The sequence below is a fragment of the Paenibacillus protaetiae genome (assembly GCF_004135365.1).
Classification (GTDB): Bacteria; Bacillota; Bacilli; order Paenibacillales; family Paenibacillaceae; genus Paenibacillus_AP; species Paenibacillus_AP protaetiae.
Map to the genome: position 1 here is coordinate 1,001,941 of NZ_CP035492.1, position 20,515 is coordinate 1,022,455.

The following is a 20,515-nucleotide window of genomic DNA, read 5'->3' on the forward strand; positions in this document are numbered from 1 at the left end:
CTATAAAAGTTGTTCACCATCCGTAAACGAAAAGAGGGTTCTTGCTTGAGCCAGCAAAATAACAAAGCAGCATTATGGGCGCTAAGCTCGATTCCGCTTATTATGACGCTTGGGAATTCAATGCTCATACCGGTGTTGCCTGCAATACGCAAACAGCTGTCCATTACCTCATTCCAGAGCAGCTTGCTTATAACCGTCTATTCGGTTATGGCCATTATTCTCATTCCGCTTGCCGGTTACTTGTCCGACCGGTTTGGCCGTAAAAAAATTATAATTCCGGCTCTGATTGTTACGGCGGTTGGCGGCGCAATCTGCGGCGCCGCATCAATGCTGATGGCACACCCGTATGGCTTGCTGGTCGGCGGAAGGATCGTTCAAGGTATCGGTGCAGCCGGAGCGATGCCGATTGTCATTCCGCTGGTCGGCGACTTGTTTAAAAGCGAGGAGCAGGTCAGCGGCGGTCTCGGCCTTATTGAAACGTCTAATACATTTGGCAAAGTGCTCAGCCCGATTTTAGGCTCGCTTATTGCATGGCTGTCCTGGTATGCGCCTTTTTTGTCGATTCCGGTCTTTTGCGCGATTTCGATTTTGTTAGTGGCTGTTCAGGTAAAGCCGCCGCGCAAGGAAGAGACGCCGGTTCCGTTTCACGAATTCGTCCATACATTAGGCAAGCTGTTCCGCAAGCAGGGCAGATGGCTGTATGTCGTTTTTGCTTCCGGCGGCCTTGCGATGTTTATGTTATTTGCATTTCTTATCTATTTGTCGGATACGCTGGAGGAGCAGTTCCATCTGAAAGGGATCGGTAAAGGGTTTGTATTGGCTGTTCCATTGGCTTTATTGTGCACAGCGTCTTATTTGACAGGTAAAATAATCGGTGAAAGCAAAGCCCGGATGAAGTGGATGATAACGGGCGGTTTCGTATTGTCTGCTATTGCGCTTTTCTTTACGATGACTGCACAGGGGCTGGTGTTCCGTATCGCGCTGTTAAGCGTATCAGGCGTCGGCATTGGCGCTGCGTTGCCTGCTCTCGATGCGCTTATTACGGAAGGCGTGGAGAAGGAGGAGCGCGGCACTGTCACTTCGCTCTACAGCAGCTTGCGCTTTGTAGGCGTTGCGCTTGGACCGCCTGTTGCTTCTTTGCTGGCTGCACGCGGGAGCGAACAATTGTTCTGGACGCTTGCAGGCGCTTCTTTACTGTCGGCTGTGCTTGTTTTATTCGGCATACAGTCAGGGGCGAAGCCTGCGCCGCGCAATCGGAGAAACAGACAGGTTGTGCAACGCGCCGGCAAAGCTTTACAATAGAAGCATCCTATTCATGGGAGGCTTAACCATTGCCTGTAACACAACATGATTTAACCGAACAATACGGAATCGAACTTGAAATCTTTAGCATATGGCTTAAAAACAACGGGATGACAGCGGAAACCCAGCGCGCTTATTTGAATGATACGAAGCGCTATCTGGAACTGGTATACCCGGAATCGATCGAGCGCACCGGCAAGATGCATATTATGCGTTATCTTTCGGCGGCGCGTGAACGGGGAGCTGGAGATGAAGCCCGGAACCGGAAGCTGTCGGCTCTCCGCGCCTTTTATAAAGCGCTGATCGAGATGGAAAGGGTGAGCAATAATCCTGCAGCATTAACGGCTAAATCCAAGATGCAAAAAAACAAGCTGCCGGTTTATTTGGAGGAGGAGCAGCTGGAAGAGCTGCTGTCTTGCGTAAAAGGCAAATACAGGCACCGCAATCTGGCGATCCTGCTTCTTATGTCGTACGCCGGGCTCCGAGTTGGAGAAGTACACCGTCTCAATATCGAAGACTTGCACCGGGACGGTTCTATACATATTTTAGGAAAAGGGCGCAAGTGGCGTGTAATCCCGCTGCCCGAGCCGATACATAAGGTGCTTGCTGGCGCGCTTGATCAGCGCATGACGGCAAAGCAGGGCAGGGAACAGCCGTTTTTTGTATCGCAATTTGGAAGAAGGTTGTCCATCCGGATGATTCAGACGATTGCGGATGAAACATTCGCCCGCTTGAAAGAGAAGCAGCCGGAGCTCGCACGGCAGCGCTTGTCCAGCCATAAGCTGCGGCATTCCTTTGCCACGATGCAAATTCGCAGCGGAACGGATATACGGACGCTGCAGGAACTGTTGGGACATGCAAGCATCGAAACAACTCAAATTTATACGCATGTAGACAACAAGCAGCTGAAGCTTGCAATGGGCAATATTGCAGGCAAAATTCCGGATTTGGACATAGACTAGGGTTTTGATTAACATAAACAAAATTATGTAAACATAATTATAAAAATGGAGTTTTGTTGAACATATTTTAAAATGATCGACCTGAAAAGGAATATTGTGGTAAATTAGTATAGTAGAGCTTGTCCGCCAGGAGTGGTGATTGCAGCGTTGATTGTGCTTACTGGCCGTATATAGCCAACATCATGACATTCTTCCATCATTGTAAGAATTATGATTTGAAGGAGAGATCGTTGTTATGAGGATTGCGCTGCTAATTGTAGATATGCAAAAAAAGTTTATCTGCAATGAAGACATAGACCGGGCTGCTTTAATTCAAACTTCGGAGTACATCAATCAAATCGCAGATTCGCTGCGCGCTAACGGCCATTATGTCGTTCATATTCGTGATGTGGAGGATTGGACGGAGGAAACGGCCGATTCTTATGAAATGATAGCTGAAGTCAAAACAGAAGAGTCCGATCTTCATATCAGCAAGCTTTATTCCAATGCTTTTTGGCATACGGAACTGGAGCTTACGCTGAGAGAGCGCAATGTTCAATTTGTAATTGTTGCGGGATATGCTTCGGAATACAGCGTTTTATTTACGTATAACGGAGCAAGGGAACAAGGGTTCAAATCCGTTATTTTGCAGGATGGAATCATATGCAGGAAGGACAATCGCCCGCATTATACGGTACGGGAACAACCTGTCATTTATTCGGCCAAACCTTTCTTAGCCGAGGCTATCGGCTGAACAGCGGAATAAATAATTAAAAAACGACAGCCGGCATTCGCCGGCTGTCGTTTTTTAATTATTTATGCTCCAGCAGCTGCGCTTGGAATTTGGCGATACTTTCGTATTCGTCCTCCAGCTTCCTAGCCAGGCTGATATAGATGCCCATCAGTTGATGATAGACGGATGCATTTGCTTTGTTTGGCTGATGCTCATGCGTAGAACCAACCATTCCGGACACGATGTTCAAGTTGTCCGTGCGGCCGGTTGCATAAAGACCAAGCACAACGGCGCCGAGGGAGGAGCTTTCAAAGCTTTCCGGCACGACGACGTTTTGGTCGAAAATATCCGCCATCATTTGCCGCCAAAGCTGGGAACGGGCAAAGCCGCCGGTCGCTTTAATTTGTTTCGGCCGGCCAATTGCCTCTTCGAGTGCGAGCAGAACCGAATACAAGTTAAATATAATGCCTTCCATCACCGCGCGGATCATATGTTCTTTTTTATGATGCAGCGACAACCCGAAAAACGAGCCTCTGGCGTTCGGATTCCAAAGCGGCGCCCGTTCACCCGTAAAATAAGGGTGGAACAGCAAGCCTTCTGCTCCAGGCTGTACCTGTTCGGCCAGCTTGGACATTAAATCATAAGAGCTCATGCCGATCCGTTTTGCCGTTTCCGTCTCGGCAGCGGCAAATTCATCACGGGCCCAGCGGAATATAACCCCGCCGTTATTTACAGCCCCGCCAATCACCCACAGCTTGTCAGTTAAGGCGTAGCAGAAGTAACGGCCCTTCGGATCGGTAACGGGCTTGTCAACGACAGCGCGGATAGCTCCGCTTGTACCGATCGTAACCGCAACGACCCCCGGTGCGATGGCGTCAACGCCCAGATTGGATAATACGCCGTCACTGGCGCCGACAATAAACGGCGTGAAAGGGGACAAGCCCATGTCAGCTGCATATTTGGCATCCAAGCCTTCCATCAGGTGTGTCGTTGGGACAAGAGCGGACAAGCGGTCCGGGGTAATGCCGGCGATTTGCAGCGCTTTTTCGTCCCAATCCAGCTTCTCCAGGTTAAACATGCCGGTAGCCGAGGCAATCGAATAGTCAATCACGTACTGGTTAAACAGCTTGTAAAACACATATTCCTTCATCGAAATAAACTTATATGTCCGGCTGAACAAATCAGCCTGCTCCTGTTTCATCCACATCAGCTTTGTGAGCGGAGACATCGGATGGATCGGCGTACCCGTCCGGCGGTATATCTCTTGCCCGCCAAGTTGCTTGCGGAGCAGCTCCGACATTTCTGCGCTCCGGTTGTCCGCCCAGGTGATGCAGCGCATAAGCGGCACTCCGGCCCGGTCAACCGGAATAACGCTGTGCATCGCAGAGCTGAACGATACAAACAGCACTCGCTCGGGCGCGATTCCGCTTTGGCTCATCAGCGATTTTATCGTGTGCAGAACCGCCCCGAACAGCTGATCGGGGTCTTGCTCGGCGATAGACGGGGTAGGCGTATAAAGCGGATATTCTTCGCTGGCTGTCGCAACGATCGTACCGTTCTCCTCAAACAGGACCGCTTTGGTGCTTGTCGTCCCCATATCGACCCCGATCATATAATTTACATTGCTCATTTCGAATCTTCCCCTTTGGGCTGGTTTAAACGATTGCGCTCAGTATGAGAATGAACACAAGACCCAGCACGGATAATAACGTCTCCATGGCTGTCCAAGATTTTAGCGTCTGAGGGACGGACATATTAAAGAACTCTTTGACCATCCAGAAGCCAGCATCATTGACATGCGATAAAATAAGCGAACCTGCGCCGGTTGCCAGAACAACAAGTTCAATATTTGCACCTGGCGAAAGCGCGAGTACAGGTGCTACGATACCTGCCGCTGTTGTCATAGCGACCGTAGCCGAGCCGGTAGCAACACGGATCAGGGCGGCAACCAGCCATGCAAACAGAATCAGGTTGACGTTGGCATTCGTTGCAATCGTAGCGATGGCATTGCCGACGCCGCTGTCGATCAGCACCTGCTTGAACGCGCCGCCGCCGCCGATAATGAGCACAATGCCGGCAATTGGCGGCAAGCTTTCTGTCGCGAACCGGTTAATGTCTTCCTTCTTGAAGCCGCGAGCAAATCCAAGGGAAAAGAAGGAGAACACAACCGAGATCAGCAGCGCGATAATTTCGTTGCCGATAAACTCGCAGAAGACGGTAAACGGCTGCGAAGCATCCGTGTCGATAATGCTTGCGATAGCGCCGATCAGCATCAATAGGACCGGCATCAGGATGGTGAGCAGCGTAATCCAGAAGCCCGGAAGCTTGCGGTCTTCTTTCAGCGAGAACTGCTCTGTCAAATTGGGTGCGGGTGTAGCCTTAATCCGGTTGCCGATCCATTTGCCGAACAGCGGTCCGGAAATAATGGCGGTCGGAATCGCTACAATCAGCGCATACAAAATCGTGCGGCCGAGATTCGCCTGGTAAGCGTCGATGGCAATCATCGGCGCCGGATGGGGAGGAACAAGCCCGTGTACAATGGATAAGCCGGCAAGCATCGGAATCCCGATTTGAAGCAGCGACATTTTAGTTTTGCGCGCTACCGTAAACAATATCGGAAGGAGCAAAATAACTCCGACTTCAAAAAAGACCGGAATGCCGACCAAAAAGCCGACAAGCACCATCGCCCAGTGGACGCGCTTCTCGCCAAACTTGTCGATCAGCGTTGTAGCGATCTGTTCGGCACCGCCGGATTCGGCCATCATTTTGCCAAGCATGGTGCCTAGGCCAATAACAATTGCAATGGTGCCAAGCGTACCGCCAAGCCCTTTCGTAATGGAATTCACGACGTCAAGCGCTTTCATGCCCGCCATAAGGCCAAGGAACAATGCAGCGATAAGCAGCGTAACGAACGGATGCCATTTGAGGGTGGAAATGAACACGATTAGAAATACGATCGCAACTGCGGTCCATACCAGCAGCGTAGCGTCGTGGCTCATTCCAAGAAACGTACTCATGTAGATCTGCCTCCATGTCATGTAATCTGTAGTTGTAATACGGCATGTTGATATTTAAACAAAAGACCTTGGTTGTAATCGGTATTACCGGATACTGCGGTGGAGCGTGCTTCGGGAATCGGCAAAATAAACCCGCACAGATTCTTCAATAGCTGACTCATCGCCGCTTTCCAGGTTTTCGAGCAGCCTGCGGTGCTTGTCAATAACCTGGACAATACGCTCGGTGCCTTGATTGAAAACGTTCTCGGTAGTAATCAGCATAACGGTCAACACGAGCTGGCGGATGCTTTTCCATAAATGCATAATGCGGTTATGCTTCAGTTCTGAAATGATCGCCTCATGGAAATTCAAGTCCTGCAGCGTAAACTCTTCACTGTCCATGTGCTGTGCCGCGAGCTCCATGCGGTCGATGACATGCTTTAGCCGGACAAACAGCTCGCTGTTTGATTTGCCGGCAAGCTGCACCTGCACGAAGCTTTCAATGAGGTAACGGACGTCATACAGTTCCTGAATATCCCGGGCATCCATTCCCCGTACAACGGCGCCCATCCTTTCAAGCTCCAGCAATCCTTCGCCTGCAAGCGTACGCAGCGCTTCTCTGACGGGAGAACGGCTAATGCCGAAATCGGAAGCAATGCGGTTTTCCGATAAAACTTCCCCATGGGGCAGCGTTCCCCGCAAGATTTGAAACCGGAGCTCACTGGATACTGCTTCGCCAAGAGAAGCGCCGGTCAGCCAAGAAGAGGGGTATTGCTTTATCATCGTCATCCCAATTTCCTCCTATTCTGAAAACCCCAGTCGCTTATGTTTTTACATATCAAAATACATGTATACTTGTATACAACTTATACGTTTTATCATAATAGTATCCGTAATGAATGTAAATCACTTTTTGTTAGCTTCCAAATCCGTACAGCGGCTGCAAGAGGACAACAGGGCTTGACAGCGTGTATAATGATTGTATTAAGAAGAAATGGAGATGTATGAACATGAAAGAAGCTTTGCAACCGTCCATGAACCGCGATTACATACTGCAGTTGCTAGAATTGCTGCTGAATACGCCAAGCCCAACCGGCTATTGCATGAATATTATGAAGCTTGCTGCTGAAGAAGCGGCAAAGCTTGGTTACGAAATGGAAATAACCCCTAAAGGGAACGGCATCATTACCATTCCCGGAAATAACCAAAATGATGTGCTTGCCTTATCCGGGCATGTCGATACGCTGGGCGCCATGGTCCGTTCCATCAAATCCAGCGGCATGCTGCGCATTACACCGGTTGGCGGATACGCCATGCAAACCATAGAAGGGGAATATTGCCGCATCCATACGAGAGACGGACGGGAATACGAAGGCACCGTCTTGTCGACAAAGCCGTCGGTCCATGTATACCCTGACGCGCGTGACTGGAAGCGGGAAGAAGCCAATATGGAAATCCGGATCGACGAAAACACTTCATCTAAAGCCGAAACCGAACAGCTTGGCATTCGTGTAGGCGATTTTGTATCCTGGGATGCGCGCGCCCGGATCTTGCCGAATGGCTGGGTCAAATCGCGCCATCTGGACGATAAGGCGAGTGTTGCGGCGCTTTTTGGGCTGCTCGAATGGCTGAAACGCGAAGGAAAAACGCCTGCCAGAACGATCAAAATCATTTTGTCTACTTATGAAGAGGTTGGCCACGGGACGGCCTATATCCCGCCGGACATTACCGAAATGATTGCGGTTGATATGGGGGCTTTAGGCGATGATTTATCGGCGACGGAGAAGGATGTGTCCATCTGCGCCAAAGATTCGTCCGGCCCTTACGATTATGGCATGACGTCCAAGCTGATTGAACTGGCCGAAAGAGAGCAGCTGCCGCATGCTGTAGATATTTACCCCCAATACGGATCGGACGCATCGGCTGCGCTGCGCGGCGGAAGCAATATCCGTGCGGCGCTGATCGGTCCCGGCGTTCATGCTTCGCATGGCATGGAACGGACGCACGCGGACGCGATTGTAAATACAGCCGCTTTGCTGCTTGCTTATATCATGGAGCCGACGGCGTAAGCGCAATTCGGTTCATGAAAGCATTTCAGGAGAGGGGAAACATGGATGAGTATGGTTACCGGCAGCAAGTGGGAAGATGCGGTCGCCCGGCAAAAGGCGCATGCGCTCACCGTTATGGACAAATCCGTCCCAGCCAGGCTGCAAAGGCTGTCGAAGCTGAAAGAAGCGATCAAACGGAGCGAACCGGAACTGCTGCAAGCATTGCGGCTAGATTTGAATAAATCCGAGACGGAAGCGTATATGACGGAGATTGGGATTGTTTATTCCGAAATCAGCCATACGATGCGCCATTTGAAGCGCTGGGCTAAACCGAAAAAAGTAAAAACCGCGCTGACGCATGCCGGCTCGCGGGGCGTTATTATCCGTGAGCCGTACGGAACGGTGCTCATTATTGCCCCTTGGAACTACCCGTTTCAGCTTGTAATGTCACCGCTTGTCGGCGCGATTGCCGGCGGAAATACGGCTGTCATTAAACCTTCGGAGCTGTCGCCGCATGTCTCGGCCGTCATTGCCGGCATAGTGTCCGGCTTGTTTCCGCCGGAAGAGGTCATGACCGCCGAAGGCGGCGTTGAAGTGAGCACCGCGCTGCTGGAGCAGCCGTTTGATTATATTTTTTTTACCGGCAGCACAGCGGTTGGTAAAGCGGTTATGGAGGCGGCGGCCAAGCGGTTGATCCCGGTTACGCTGGAGCTTGGCGGCAAAAGCCCGTGTGTCGTCCACCGCGATGCGGACTTAAAGCTGGCTGCGAAACGCATTTTGTTCGGGAAGCTTACGAATGCCGGCCAGACCTGTATCGCACCGGACTACTTGCTTGTCCACCAGGAAGTGAAGGGAAGGCTGCTGGATGAATTGAAGGCTGCAGCGGTCCGTTTTTACGGCGATCAGCCGCTTAGCAATCCGGATTACGGCCGGATCATAAACAAGCGGCATTTTGACCGGCTTGTGCGGTTGTTGCAGGATGGGACGATTGTGCATGGCGGGCAATATGATGAGGACGCCTTAAAGATAGCGCCAACCTTCATCGAAATTGCGGATTGGGAATCGCCGGTTATGCAGGAGGAAATATTCGGGCCGATTATGCCGATCTTGGCTTACAGCTCGGCAGACGAAGTTGTGGATGCAGTTACCGCCCGGCCGAAGCCGCTTGCTTTTTATTTGTTTACCGGCGACCGGGACGTAGAGAAAGAGCTGCTGCATCGCATTCCGTTTGGAGGGGGCTGCGTAAACGACACACTTATGCATATCGCAACGCCTTATTTGCCGTTCGGCGGCGTCGGAGAAAGCGGGATGGGCGGTTATCACGGCGAAAGCAGCTTTCAGACGTTTACACATGCCAAAAGCGTGCTGAAGCAAACGACTGCGTTTGATTTTGCTTTCCGGTACCCTTCTGCAAGGAACGGATTGCGCTGGCTCAAAAAAGTAATGAAATAAACCTTTTTCACATAAAACCGATACAAACCAGCTCTATTTCACGAATGCGTGAAACAGAACCGATACAAACCAGCTCTATTTCACGAATGCTGTAGTGCGTGTCATGGCAAGAGCGAAAGGAGAGCTTATGACTGACCATCAACATGAGAATGAAGAAACGATTATTTCCGAAGAAGAATTGAACCAAGCAGTTCAATTGTTTAACCAAGCGTATCCTTATTTTATTGAAGAAATCGACCGGGTTGAAGCAGAACGCGGCAAGCTGAACGATTTTCAGCTGATGATCGCCGTGTCGCATGCCAAACAAAAATTGGAGATTATTAGCTGGAATTGCCGCAAGACGGTAAATGCCATCTTTCAAACATTCGTAGAAATATACCGGCGCACATCGAAAGAAGAAGCGGAGGATTGGGCGGAAGAAACGTTCGGGACAAGCCGGATCCGGTTTGTGCCTGAATCCGATGCGGGACAGATCGCGCCGGAAGGCGTCAATCCGCGAATCCATGAACTGAAGCTGCAAATTCAGGCGAAGGAAGCGGAGTTGCTGCTGCTGTACCAAGAACTGGTGCAGCTGCAGGAACAGGAACAAGCCAGTCAGCGGGAGGAGTAACGCTTCGCTTTTGGGACAAAGGAGATTAGATCATTGGTCAAAATCGGCTGCTTGCATGCGCATTATTCAAATATACCGTACCTCGAGGCAGCGGCTGAAGGCATGGATCTGATTCATTTTGTAGATCCCGGCCTAATAAACCGCGTTGCCGCTGGCATGGATCTGGACAAAGCCAAAAGAAAAGTGCATGAACAATTGCATTGGATAGCGGGCACCGGCGTAGAAGCGATAGTCATCACTTGCACCCAATATATTGCGCTGCTTGATAATGAAGAAGAGCCGGTATCAAGCAATCTTCCCGTTATTGCTATAGATGAGCCGCTGTTTGCTTCCATTTGCGGCAATGATGGTCCACAGCTATTCGTATTTACTAATCCGGCAACGGTGAAAGGCACCATGGACAGGCTGGCCGCATATGCGAGAAGGCATGGACGATCCGGCAGCCTTATTCAAGCCCATCTCATTGAAAATGTTTTTGAGCTTATTATGCAAGGCAAAAAGGAGCAATATGATCAAGCGGTAGCACAAGAGCTTAAGCAGCTGCTCGCCGGAGGAGCGTACAAGAGCATCTCCGTAGCACAGTTATCTATGGTTGATGCGGCCGTCTTGGCGGAATGTGAGCTGGCGGTGACAATCGGCAACCCGCTGCAGCCGTTAAAGGAAAAGCTCTTTAGTTTATATCATAAATAATTAAGGATATTAATTATAAGAATGATGCGTACCGTAAGCTCTCTTATGCTGACTCATGATATAATGAATCGCAGAGCGATGACAGAATGGAGTAAGCCGGCATGAAAAAATTCAAAAAGTTTTATATGGAAATTACAAGCGTATGCAACTTGGCATGCAGCTTTTGTCCGCAAACGCAGCGGGCTAAAGGATTTATCAACGTTGAAGACTTTACGCAACGGCTGGATCAAATCCGGCCTCACACCGACTATATTTACTTTCATCTGAAGGGCGAGCCGCTGATGCATCCCAAGATCGGCCAACTGCTTGATCTGAGCCATGAGCGGGGCTTCCAGGTGAATATTACGACAAACGGCACGCTGCTTCATAAGGTTAAACCGATTCTTCTGACGAAGCCGGCCATCCGGCAAATGAATTTTTCGCTGCACAGCTTCGACGGTCATGCCGGTTCCAAAGACAAAGACGGTTACATCGGCAGTATTTTATCGTTCGTTAGAGAAGCGCTGGAGCATACGAATATGATTATTTCGCTTCGGCTTTGGAATTTGGACGAAAATAACGCGACCAATGCGGAAAGACAGCGGAACCGCGAAATTTTAGGCGCGATTGAACAAGCGTTCGAGCTGGACTACCGCATCGAGGAGCGGGTATCGCCGGGCAAAGGCATCAAGCTGGCGGACCGGGTTTATTTGAATCAGGATTATGAGTTTGATTGGCCGGATTTGAAAGCCGAAGAGGATGACGGCAAAGGATTTTGCCATGGGCTTCGCAATCAGGCAGGCATTCTGGTGGACGGCACGGTTGTGCCATGCTGCCTGGACGGCGAAGGCGTTATAAATTTGGGCAATATTAACGAGACGCCTTTCTCGGAAATTGTGGAAGGCGAACGGGCTAACCGGCTGTATGAAGGCTTCTCCCGCCGTGAAGCAGTGGAGGAGTTATGCCGCAAATGCGGATACCGCAAACGGTTTGGCGCCGGAGCGTAACAACCTAATTGATATGCACAAAAGAAGCTGGTTCCATTGCGAATCGGCTTCTTTTGTGCGATGTTGACAACGATTTCCGCAATCTTGACCAAATTGCCCGTGAATGCTAGTTATCCGGCAAGGGGTAGCTTATAATCGGGTTGAATCTTGCATCTGAGAAAGGACTTCAAATGAAAAAAATAATATGGATCGGTTCGCTTTCTTATTTTCTGATCGGGCTTGCGCATGTCGTATTGGGGGCTGTGCTTCCGGTTTTGCTGGATCATTACGGCAAAGCTTACGGATTGGGCGGCACGCTGATATTTGCGCAGTTCGCCGGTTTTCTCGGCGGCGTGTTATTGTCGCCGCTTATTAACCGCAGCATTGGCAAACGGAACGGGCTGCTTCTTGCCGTAGGTTTGCTGCTTGCAGCAGAGGTGCTGTACTCGCTGCTGCTGCCATGGGGGTTGTTGTACGTCGTTGCGCCTATCGCCGGATTTGGCTTCGGAATGATTGAAGCTGTCATCGGGACGATTGTAATAGCTGCCGTTACGAGTAATGCGGCAGTGGCGATGAGCCGCCTGGAAGTGCTGTTTGGCGTCGGGGCGATGGTCATGCCGCTTGCTGCAAGCGGTTTAATTTCCTTAGGCTATTGGCGGCTGGCTTTTCTCGTTATTGCCTTGTTCGCAGCCATTACGTTTATTTTCTGGTGGAAAAGCGCTTTCGGAGAAATCGACCGGGTGCTGGATGAACGGGTTAAGCCTTCTGCCGCAAGCAAAGCGCAATCGAAGGCCAAATTCGCCTACAGGGGCAAAAACCGTGTTATGCTTGTTCTGTTTATATTATTTTTCTTTTTGTATGTAGGGACAGAGATGAGCCTTGCCAACTTTTTGCCGGCGTTTCTGATCCGCAAATTGCAAATGTCGGAGGCCGGCTCTGCATTAAGTGTCACCTGCTTCTGGATTGCGATGTCATTTGCCCGGCTGTTTGCAGGATATGTGGCAGAGAAAGTCCAATATAAAGTATATCTGCTGTTCAGCTGCGCCGCCGCCGCCGTTCTTCTTATGCTGCTGCCTTTGGCGGGACAGGTATGGTCGGCTTTTGCCGTGGTAGCGCTGCTTGGCCTGGCGTTCTCCGGCGTATTCTCCATCGCGCTCGTATTCGTCAGCAAGATGATTGTTGGCGCTGAAGAGAAGACGCCCAGCCTGATGATCGCATCCGGCGGCGTAGGGGGAGCGGTTCTGCCGCTGTTTACCGGATGGAGCATGGACCATATGGAGGTCAACCAATCCATATGGATACTCGCGCTCTTCAGCATCGGCCTGTTTCTAATCATTGCGGCGGTTTACCGTTCGCACAAACAAACCTCTCAAGTAAAGGAAGGTGTACAAACAACATGATGCCGAAGGTTGTTGCTGCAAAACCTCTGCGTGACGAAGTAAAAACCTATCTGAAGGAACATGTACAGCTGCTGGAATGGGAAGAAGGAAACAAAGAGGACTATTATGCGAAGCTTGCTGAAGCGGACGGGCTGCTGACGACAGGGGGAGAGCCGATTACGCCGGAACTGCTGGACCGGGCACCGGCCCTGAAGGTGGTTAGCAACATCAGCGTCGGCTATAACAATTTTGATATCGCAGCCATGAAGGCGAGAAACATTATTGGCACGAATACGCCGGGTGTGCTGGACGATACGGTGGCGGATCTGATCTTTGCGCTTATGCTGTCGGCAGCGCGCCGGGTGCCGGAGCTTGACCGTTATGTCCGGGATGGCCGCTGGCATGCAGGCGATGGCTTGAACCTGTTTGGGCTGGATGTCCATCACCGGAAGCTTGGCATTATCGGCATGGGCAGAATCGGCGAGGCGGTTGCAAGGCGCGGCAAGCTTGGATTCGGCATGGACGTGATTTACCATAACCGTTCCCGCAGCGGGCTGGCAGAAGAACAGCTTGGCGCAGTTTACAAACCGTTAAACGAGCTGCTCCAGGAGGCGGATTTTATTGTGCTGATGACGCCGCTGACGCCGGAGACACGCGGAATGCTTGGTGCAGCCGAGTTTGCGCTTATGAAGCAGACGGCAGTTTTTGTGAATGCGTCACGCGGGCAAACCATTGATGAACAAGCATTGGTGGATGCGCTGGAACAACGTAAACTTTATGCGGCCGGCCTTGATGTATTTGAACTGGAGCCTCTTCCTGCGGGCCATCCGCTTACGAAGCTCGACAATGTGGTTTTGCTTCCGCATATCGGTTCCGCAACTGAAGCGACGCGGCTGGACATGGCGATGCTGGCCGCCGGCAATTTGATTGACGCCTTGTATGGGAAAGAACCTCGCAATATCGTAAACGAATTGAAGAGAGGATGACTGGCGATGACAAAGGTGTTGAAATGGGGCATTTTAGGAACAGGCAGCATTGCTTCAAAATTTACGGGTGATCTTCCTTTTTCCAGCAGCGGACAAGCGTATGCGGTTGGGTCGAGAACGAAAGAAAGTGCGGAAAAGTTTGCCGCTAAATTCGGCATTCCTAAAGCTTATGGCAGCTATGAAGAGCTTGCAAATGATCCGGAAGTTGACGCGATCTATGTGGCGACCCCTCATCCGTACCATAAAGATAATACGCTGGCATGCCTTCGCGCAGGTAAAGCGGTATTATGCGAAAAGCCGTTTACTATTAACGCAGGCGAACTGGAAGAGGTTATTTCCTACGCAAGAGAAAACAAGCTGTTTTTGATGGAAGGCATGTGGACCCGCCTGCTGCCGGCAGTTGTGCAAGTAAAGCAATGGCTGAAAGAAGGGCGTATCGGCGACGTACTCCATGTCGATGCGGATTTTGGCTTCCGGACGGGGTTTAACCCGGCAAGCCGTTTGTTTGATCCGAACCTGGGCGGCGGCGCACTGCTGGACGTAGGCATCTATCCGGTTTCCTTTGCCTCCATGATCTTCGGCAGCAAGCCGCAATCGTTAGCGAGCACGGCTTTTTTGGGCGAAACCGGCGTTGACGAACAGTTTACGCTTCTGCTTTCATATGAGGGCGGCAAAACGGCATCCTTAAGCGGCGCCGTTCGCCTCGGGCTTCGCAATGATGCCTATATCTATGGAACGGAAGGCTCCATCCATGTTCCTTCATTCTTTAATGCCCATTCCGCGGCGCTTTATCAAAACGGCGAGGCGGTGGAGACGTTTACGGATGACCGTACAAGCCTGGGGTACCATTACGAAGCGGATGAAGTAGCGCGTTGTCTGGAGGAAGGCCTGCTGGAAAGCGACGCAATTACGCTGGATGAATCGCTCGCCATTATGAAGCTGCTGGACGAAGCGCGTCAACAATGGGGTTTGCAATACCCGATGGAATCATAACCTAATCCTTTACTTTCCGCTTGCCTGGACAGGCAAGCGGTTTTTTGCGTGCATGCATTTCCTTCGAACTAATAAATTAGGTAAAAAGAAGGATATGAAGCGAACATATCGAATGATTGATGTAAGCGCTATTGTTTGCGGATTGGCACCCGCATAATGTGCCGCCAATCAGCCGCTCAGGCAGCGTGAAGAAACGCAAGGGTTGCTTTTTTTTAAAACTAGTGGAGGTGTTACGGTTTATGAGTTCATCGAATAAGCCCGTGTATTATGACGGAAGCGGCCAGTTCCAATTACATGCTAGTAACCCGCAGCCTGTGCCTGAAGTGACTGTTCCCCGTGAGACGGCAATCGACAATAAGCCCGTGTATTATGACGGAAGCGGCCATTTGCAATTTTTAAACAACAAGCAATAGTATGGACGAAGAGCCTGCGGTGAAAACCGCGGGCTTTTTATTTGGGCTATCGGGTACAGGTTGTAACGGCCACAACGGGCGATTGGCATCTATCTGCCCGGAGTGACTGCTGCTGGTGAAACTGGCAACTCCGGGCGGCGATGAGCTGGATTACGGCTCTATTGGCTATGAGCAGCCGCAGCCAGCGGCTTTTTTTGATGGGCGGCAGCAAGTATTAGCATCTTGGCATTCTTCTCGATTTTCTTTCCCGAATTTGCGGCGAATCGAACAGCCGGGTGCTTGCCGCATTGGGTGATGACATTAAACAGAACGATTTGACAACCTTATTTATTCGCTGTAGGATGTATCCAACTGTATAACAAAAGGAGATTCTGCCAGCATGACGATTCCTAAAACATTAACGATTGCAGGCTCGGATACAAGCGGCGGCGCAGGTATTCAAGCTGACCTGAAAACATTCCAGGAGCTGGGCGTATACGGTATGACCGTCCTGACGACGATTGTCGCAATGGAGCCGAATACTTGGGATCACCTCGTATTTCCGATTGATTTGAACATCGTAGAGACCCAGCTTTCCACCGTATTGGACGGCATCGGTTTTGATGCGATGAAGACCGGTATGTTAGGTTCGGTTGATATTATTGAACTGGTTGCATCCCGTTTGAAAAAGGCGAACCTGAGCCGGATTGTTATCGACCCGGTAATGGTTTGCAAAGGCACTGACGAGGTGCTGCAGCCGGAAAATACTGACGCGATGCTGGATGTGCTGATTCCGGGCGCGGATCTCGTTACGCCTAACCTGTTCGAAGCGTCTCAACTTGCCAAAACAGGCCCGATCCGCTCACGCGAGATGATGCAGCAAGCTGCGGCTGTTATTCATGAGCATGGCGCCAAGCATGTGCTGATTAAAGACCGCGGTGTGATCGAAGAGGGCAAAGCAATTGATTTGCTGTACGACGGAAAAAACTTCGTATGGAACGAAGCACCTGTCGTAAAAACGACATTTACGCATGGAGCGGGCTGCACGACTTCCGCTGCAATTACAGCCGGCCTTGCTAAAGGCTTGTCCATGCACGAGGCGGTGCAAGAAGGCAAAGCTTTTATTACAAAAGCCATTGCCGGCGGTTTTCCTCTGAATCAGTTTGTTGGTCCAACCCTCCATGCCGCACACCGGCTTGAAGGCGCAAAACGGTAATTTTGTAACATGCAGCGCCCCGATTGTTAGATTTCACTAACTGTTGGGGCGCTGTTTTTTTACGGCAGCGAATGAATTTACGTATTGGTACAGCCAGATAGATGGGAAGGAGGCTTAGTAATAATGAATTGCCCTTTTTGCGGCAAGTCCGGCTATTGCGGCAATTTGAATAGCCATCCGGACGTTCCTTGCTGGTGTTACAAGGCTGTTTTTCCTAAAGATGTGCTTGCCCTTATACCAAAAGAACTGCAGGGCAAAGCCTGCATTTGTCCCGATTGTCTTAGAACGCTCACATTATCTTTGCATCCCCCGCATGATTAACCTCATAAATTATGATGCAAGGCGGCATGCAGTTTTGCAGATCATGTTCCCATCGGTTTGACAAGCGCTTGTAATCGTTTTATGATTGATTTGAACAGTCGTTCAAAACGAACGTTCAAATTATAAGCGGACAAGAAGAACAAGCCCGCAAAAGGAGAACAGCTATGAACTACAAACACATTACAGTAGCAGGCAGCGGCGTTCTGGGCAGCCAAATCGCCTTTCAAACCGCATTCAAAGGATTTCAGGTTTCGATTTATGACATTAATGATACTGTATTAGAAACGGCCAAAGAGAGGCTTCAAGGATTAAAGAAACGTTATCAAGAGGACTTGGCTGCAACGCAAGAGGATGTAAACGAGGCTTATGGCCGGATTTCGTTCTACAGCGATCTGGCAGCGGCGACGGCCGATGCGGATCTCGTAATTGAAGCGATTCCCGAAGTTGTTGACATTAAAGTGAAATTTTATAACGAGCTTGGTAAAACGGCACCGCAAAAAACGGTATTTGCAACGAACTCGTCAACGCTGCTTCCGAGCCAATTCGCAGAAGCGACCGGCCGGCCGGCTCAGTTTTTGGCACTTCATTTTGCCAACGAAATATGGAAAAACAATACTGCAGAAGTGATGAAGCATCCCGGCACGGACATGAATGTTTTTCAGGATGTCCTTCAATTCGCGGAAGCGATCGGCATGGTGGCCTTGCCGCTCCATAAGGAGCAGCCGGGGTATATTCTGAACTCGCTGCTGGTTCCGCTCCTTGAATCCGCGCAGCTATTGCTGTCGAGAGGCATATCCGACGTGGAAACAATCGACAAAACGTGGAAAATCGCTACGGGAGCCCCGCTTGGTCCGTTCGCGATTTTGGACGTTGTTGGCATAAACACCGCATATCATATTTCGCTCGCGAAAGCTAAAGCTACCGGCAATGCGGAATTCCAAAAAATCGCCGACATGCTGAAAACGGACTACATTGATAAAGGCAAACTCGGCAAGGCGGCCGGTGAAGGCTTCTATTCTTATACAGACGGGGGCAAGTCCAATTAATGGCTAAGCCCCAAACGCCTCCTGAACCGGATAAAAATAAAGAAGTAAAAGAGCAAATATTGCGCGCAGCCAAAACGTTATTTACAACAAGAGGATACGACGGGACCTCGGTAAGGCAGATTTGCGAGGAAGCAGATGTCTCCTTAGCGCTTGTCTCATATCATTTTGGCGGCAAAGAAAAGCTGTTTTATGAGCTGTTTAATCCGATTCGCGAAATATTCCGGAACCAGCAGTTCGATCTCGCCGATCCGGAGAAGGCGCTCAAACAGTTTTGCATGGAATTTGTGCGGAACCGTTACAGCGAGAACGAGCTCATTAATATATTGCAGCAGGAGCTGTTGATGAACAGCCCGAGGCTGGATATGCTGACCGATGTTTTCCTGCCTTCCTGGGATCATTTGCGCCAAATACTGCAAGCCTGCAAACAGTGCGATATCATTGAATGCCCATCCGTGGATACAGCCGTACGATTTGTAATGGGGACGCTGATGTATTCCATACAATTGCCGTTCTTGAATCAGAGCGGTCCGGCACAGACTCCGGAAGAGACAGCCCGGTTTGCAGCGGATTACGTGCTGAAAGGGCTAAGCCGGCGATAAGCAAGATCCGCTTCATGCAGCTATAAATCTTTAAGCTAGAACTGCACCTCTTACGGCTACTGCTAACCGGCCGGAGGTGCAGTTTTTTTTTCGCACAAGCATTCAGAAGCCAGTTTGTATGCCGGCTGTCGGAAATCGGGACGGCTGTGTAAATGTTTTATAAAACAGGCTTATCTGCCTTTAAAAGGGGGGGATCCATATCTGATAATCATTTACAATAGTGGGCTTCTGTTCTAATATAAGGAGCGTGCAACAGATCAATATAAAGTGGAGAGGAGAGCAAACCAATCGTGAATGTTTCCAGTGAAGCAACCGCCGCTGTCGATTTGACCCAAATCAAGCGCGGGCCAATTGTCGCTGCACTCATTATTGGCGCATTCGTAGCTATTTTGAACGAAACGCTGCTTAACATCGCTTTTCCGGACCTGATGACAGAATTCAGCATCTCGCCGGCAACGATTCAATGGCTGTCTACCGCTTATATGCTTGTTATCGGTATTCTTGTTCCGGTAACGGCGCTGCTCCAGCAGTGGTTTACGACAAGGCAGATGTTTTTATCTGCAATGATTTTGTTTCTGGCCGGCACAATTGTATGCGGAACCGCCCCGGCGTTCAGTCTGCTACTGATCGGCCGGATCATTCAAGCTCTCGGCACAGGTCTTATGCTCCCTGTTATGATGAACACAATCCTCGTTATTTTTCCTCCGGACAAACGGGGCGGAGCGATGGGGATGATCGGTCTCGTCATTATGTTCGCTCCGGCGATCGGCCCGACACTGGCCGGCTTAATCATTGATCAGCTGGACTGGCGCTGGCTGTTTTATCTGGTCATCCCGCTGGCCGCATTCTCTATTGTATTCGCAGCAGCTTTTTTGAAAAACGTATCCGATCTGACTAGGCCAAAGGTTGATGTATGGTCCATCATTTTATCTACGATCGGTTTTGGCGGGGTCGTATACGGCTTCAGCAAAGCCGGGGAAGGCTCATGGTCAGATCCTGAAGTCGTATGGACTATCGTGATCGGCGGCGTCGGAATCCTATTGTTTGTCATCCGCCAGCTGCTGGTGAAAAATCCGATGCTTGAGCTGCGGACGTTCCGGTTTCCGATGTTTACGCTCGTGACCATCTTGATGCTCGTGTTAATGATGACGTTGTTCTCGACGATGATTTTGCTGCCGCTGTTCCTCCAAACCGCCTTGCTGATGACGGCGTTCAAGGCTGGCTTAACTTTAATGCCCGGCGGCATTATTAACGGGATTATGGCGCCGATATCCGGCAAGCTGTTCGACAAATACGGGCCTCGCCTTCTGGTTGTGCCGGGTATTGTGCTGGTATTGCTTGCGGTGTGGCTGTTCACCGGCATTTCGGTAAGTACATCAGCGGGATACGTCATTACGCTTCATATTATATTGCTGGTCGGCATTTCTCTCGTTATGATGCCAGCCCAAACGACCGGGCTCAATCAGCTGCCCCGCCACCTGTACCCTCATGGTACAGCGATTCTGAACACGCTGCAGCAGGTGTCAGGCGCAATCGGCACGGCATTGTTTATTAGCATTATGTCCTCCGGCACCAAAGATTTCTTGAAATCCAAACCTGACGGCAGTCCTGCTGAAGCATTGGTAGCCGGTTTGCATGATGCATTTTTTATTGCCTTCCTAGTTGGGATATTGGCGCTTATTCTGGGCTTTTTCATTAAAAAAGTACATCCCCCTAAAGAAGACCAGCAGAACGGAGCTGAAGCTTCCGCTCAGCAGGTCCAGCATGAATAACATAGCATAAAACTAATGCCCGGCCGGCCGGCTGTCTCCTGTTCGCAGGAGGCAGCCGGCCTTTATTTACTGGA

The 20,515-nt window shown here is 50.4% G+C and carries 21 protein-coding genes; 18 read left to right on the forward strand and 3 right to left on the reverse strand.

The genetic code is table 11. The annotated features are described in order from the left end of the window. Positions 1–45 precede the first annotated feature (45 nt). From ET464_RS04450 to ET464_RS04460, 3 genes are all read left to right on the forward strand, one after another. The gene (locus tag ET464_RS04450; protein WP_244226660.1) at positions 46–1,302 is read left to right on the forward strand and encodes an MFS transporter; all 1,257 of its coding nucleotides are present in this window, start codon (positions 46–48) and stop codon (positions 1,300–1,302) included. A 29-nt stretch (positions 1,303–1,331) separates the two neighbouring features. Further along, the gene (locus ET464_RS04455) at positions 1,332–2,264 is read left to right on the forward strand and encodes a tyrosine-type recombinase/integrase (RefSeq protein ID WP_244226661.1); all 933 of its coding nucleotides are present in this window, start codon (positions 1,332–1,334) and stop codon (positions 2,262–2,264) included. 235 nt (positions 2,265–2,499) lie between these two features. Next, a complete protein-coding gene (locus ET464_RS04460; RefSeq protein WP_129438592.1) occupies positions 2,500–2,997 on the forward strand; it encodes a cysteine hydrolase family protein in 498 nt (165 codons plus the stop codon). 58 nt (positions 2,998–3,055) lie between these two features. Here the strand turns inward: ET464_RS04460 and gntK are convergent, their stop codons facing one another. From gntK to ET464_RS04475, 3 genes are all read right to left on the reverse strand, one after another. Then, complete coding sequence (gene gntK, locus ET464_RS04465) at positions 3,056–4,606, reverse strand: gluconokinase (protein ID WP_129438594.1); 1,551 nt, start codon at positions 4,604–4,606, stop codon at positions 3,056–3,058. A 25-nt stretch (positions 4,607–4,631) separates the two neighbouring features. Next, on the reverse strand, positions 4,632–5,993 hold the full coding sequence (locus ET464_RS04470; RefSeq protein WP_129438596.1) for a GntP family permease: 1,362 nt from the start codon (positions 5,991–5,993) through the stop codon (positions 4,632–4,634). A gap of 84 nt (positions 5,994–6,077) precedes the next feature. Beyond that, on the reverse strand, positions 6,078–6,761 hold the full coding sequence (locus ET464_RS04475; RefSeq protein WP_244226662.1) for a GntR family transcriptional regulator: 684 nt from the start codon (positions 6,759–6,761) through the stop codon (positions 6,078–6,080). A 221-nt stretch (positions 6,762–6,982) separates the two neighbouring features. Between ET464_RS04475 and ET464_RS04480 the strand changes: the two genes are divergently transcribed. From ET464_RS04480 to ET464_RS04545, 15 genes are all read left to right on the forward strand, one after another. Continuing rightward, positions 6,983–8,041, forward strand: coding sequence for a M42 family metallopeptidase (locus ET464_RS04480; protein ID WP_129438598.1), 1,059 nt, complete (start codon positions 6,983–6,985; stop codon positions 8,039–8,041). A gap of 51 nt (positions 8,042–8,092) precedes the next feature. After that, positions 8,093–9,472, forward strand: a complete 1,380-nt coding sequence (locus ET464_RS04485; RefSeq protein WP_129444084.1) for an aldehyde dehydrogenase — start codon at positions 8,093–8,095, stop codon at positions 9,470–9,472. Positions 9,473–9,599: 127 nt separating this feature from the next. Further along, on the forward strand, positions 9,600–10,082 hold the full coding sequence (locus ET464_RS04490; RefSeq protein ID WP_129438600.1) for a hypothetical protein: 483 nt from the start codon (positions 9,600–9,602) through the stop codon (positions 10,080–10,082). Between the two features lie 33 nt (positions 10,083–10,115). Beyond that, positions 10,116–10,772 carry a hypothetical protein gene (locus ET464_RS04495; RefSeq protein WP_129438602.1) on the forward strand — a complete coding sequence of 219 codons (657 nt, stop codon included), beginning with the start codon at positions 10,116–10,118 and terminating at the stop codon, positions 10,770–10,772. 101 nt (positions 10,773–10,873) lie between these two features. Next, positions 10,874–11,758, forward strand: coding sequence for a radical SAM/SPASM domain-containing protein (locus ET464_RS04500; RefSeq protein WP_129438604.1), 885 nt, complete (start codon positions 10,874–10,876; stop codon positions 11,756–11,758). Between the two features lie 170 nt (positions 11,759–11,928). Beyond that, a complete protein-coding gene (locus ET464_RS04505; protein ID WP_129438605.1) occupies positions 11,929–13,137 on the forward strand; it encodes an MFS transporter in 1,209 nt (402 codons plus the stop codon). Continuing rightward, positions 13,134–14,102: a 2-hydroxyacid dehydrogenase gene (locus ET464_RS04510; protein ID WP_129438607.1), complete on the forward strand. Its 969-nt coding sequence runs from the start codon at positions 13,134–13,136 to the stop codon at positions 14,100–14,102. The genes ET464_RS04505 and ET464_RS04510 overlap by 4 nt, the downstream gene beginning before the upstream one ends. Positions 14,103–14,108: 6 nt before the next feature. Further along, on the forward strand, positions 14,109–15,095 hold the full coding sequence (locus tag ET464_RS04515; RefSeq protein WP_129438609.1) for a Gfo/Idh/MocA family protein: 987 nt from the start codon (positions 14,109–14,111) through the stop codon (positions 15,093–15,095). A 239-nt stretch (positions 15,096–15,334) separates the two neighbouring features. Next, positions 15,335–15,508, forward strand: a complete 174-nt coding sequence (locus ET464_RS19735; RefSeq protein WP_165279895.1) for a hypothetical protein — start codon at positions 15,335–15,337, stop codon at positions 15,506–15,508. A 115-nt stretch (positions 15,509–15,623) separates the two neighbouring features. Continuing rightward, on the forward strand, positions 15,624–15,803 hold the full coding sequence (locus tag ET464_RS04520; RefSeq protein WP_129438611.1) for a hypothetical protein: 180 nt from the start codon (positions 15,624–15,626) through the stop codon (positions 15,801–15,803). A gap of 84 nt (positions 15,804–15,887) precedes the next feature. Then, positions 15,888–16,703, forward strand: coding sequence for a bifunctional hydroxymethylpyrimidine kinase/phosphomethylpyrimidine kinase (gene thiD, locus ET464_RS04525; RefSeq protein ID WP_129438613.1), 816 nt, complete (start codon positions 15,888–15,890; stop codon positions 16,701–16,703). A gap of 123 nt (positions 16,704–16,826) precedes the next feature. Then, positions 16,827–17,024, forward strand: a complete 198-nt coding sequence (locus tag ET464_RS04530) for a cysteine-rich CWC family protein (RefSeq protein ID WP_129438615.1) — start codon at positions 16,827–16,829, stop codon at positions 17,022–17,024. A 164-nt stretch (positions 17,025–17,188) separates the two neighbouring features. Next, positions 17,189–18,070: a 3-hydroxyacyl-CoA dehydrogenase gene (locus ET464_RS04535; protein ID WP_129438617.1), complete on the forward strand. Its 882-nt coding sequence runs from the start codon at positions 17,189–17,191 to the stop codon at positions 18,068–18,070. Continuing rightward, positions 18,070–18,669: a TetR/AcrR family transcriptional regulator gene (locus ET464_RS04540; RefSeq protein WP_129438619.1), complete on the forward strand. Its 600-nt coding sequence runs from the start codon at positions 18,070–18,072 to the stop codon at positions 18,667–18,669. Before ET464_RS04535 ends, ET464_RS04540 begins: the two co-directional genes overlap by 1 nt. Positions 18,670–18,959: 290 nt before the next feature. Then, positions 18,960–20,441: a DHA2 family efflux MFS transporter permease subunit gene (locus ET464_RS04545; protein WP_129438621.1), complete on the forward strand. Its 1,482-nt coding sequence runs from the start codon at positions 18,960–18,962 to the stop codon at positions 20,439–20,441. Positions 20,442–20,515: the final 74 nt, after the last annotated feature.

Bases quoted from the DNA above. Each gene is read 5' to 3' on its own strand.
- ET464_RS04460 (WP_129438592.1), top strand. From the start codon at position 2,500: ATGAGGATTGCGCTGCTAATTGTAGATATGCAAAAAAAGTTTATCTGC.
- gntK (WP_129438594.1), bottom strand. From the start codon at position 4,606: ATGAGCAATGTAAATTATATGATCGGGGTCGATATGGGGACGACAAGC.
- ET464_RS04470 (WP_129438596.1), bottom strand. From the start codon at position 5,993: ATGAGTACGTTTCTTGGAATGAGCCACGACGCTACGCTGCTGGTATGG.
- ET464_RS04475 (WP_244226662.1), bottom strand. From the start codon at position 6,761: ATGACGATGATAAAGCAATACCCCTCTTCTTGGCTGACCGGCGCTTCT.
- ET464_RS04480 (WP_129438598.1), top strand. From the start codon at position 6,983: ATGAAAGAAGCTTTGCAACCGTCCATGAACCGCGATTACATACTGCAG.
- ET464_RS04485 (WP_129444084.1), top strand. From the start codon at position 8,093: ATGGTTACCGGCAGCAAGTGGGAAGATGCGGTCGCCCGGCAAAAGGCG.
- ET464_RS04490 (WP_129438600.1), top strand. From the start codon at position 9,600: ATGACTGACCATCAACATGAGAATGAAGAAACGATTATTTCCGAAGAA.
- ET464_RS04500 (WP_129438604.1), top strand. From the start codon at position 10,874: ATGAAAAAATTCAAAAAGTTTTATATGGAAATTACAAGCGTATGCAAC.
- ET464_RS04505 (WP_129438605.1), top strand. From the start codon at position 11,929: ATGAAAAAAATAATATGGATCGGTTCGCTTTCTTATTTTCTGATCGGG.
- ET464_RS04510 (WP_129438607.1), top strand. From the start codon at position 13,134: ATGATGCCGAAGGTTGTTGCTGCAAAACCTCTGCGTGACGAAGTAAAA.
- ET464_RS04515 (WP_129438609.1), top strand. From the start codon at position 14,109: ATGACAAAGGTGTTGAAATGGGGCATTTTAGGAACAGGCAGCATTGCT.
- ET464_RS19735 (WP_165279895.1), top strand. From the start codon at position 15,335: ATGAGTTCATCGAATAAGCCCGTGTATTATGACGGAAGCGGCCAGTTC.
- thiD (WP_129438613.1), top strand. From the start codon at position 15,888: ATGACGATTCCTAAAACATTAACGATTGCAGGCTCGGATACAAGCGGC.
- ET464_RS04530 (WP_129438615.1), top strand. From the start codon at position 16,827: ATGAATTGCCCTTTTTGCGGCAAGTCCGGCTATTGCGGCAATTTGAAT.
- ET464_RS04535 (WP_129438617.1), top strand. From the start codon at position 17,189: ATGAACTACAAACACATTACAGTAGCAGGCAGCGGCGTTCTGGGCAGC.
- ET464_RS04540 (WP_129438619.1), top strand. From the start codon at position 18,070: ATGGCTAAGCCCCAAACGCCTCCTGAACCGGATAAAAATAAAGAAGTA.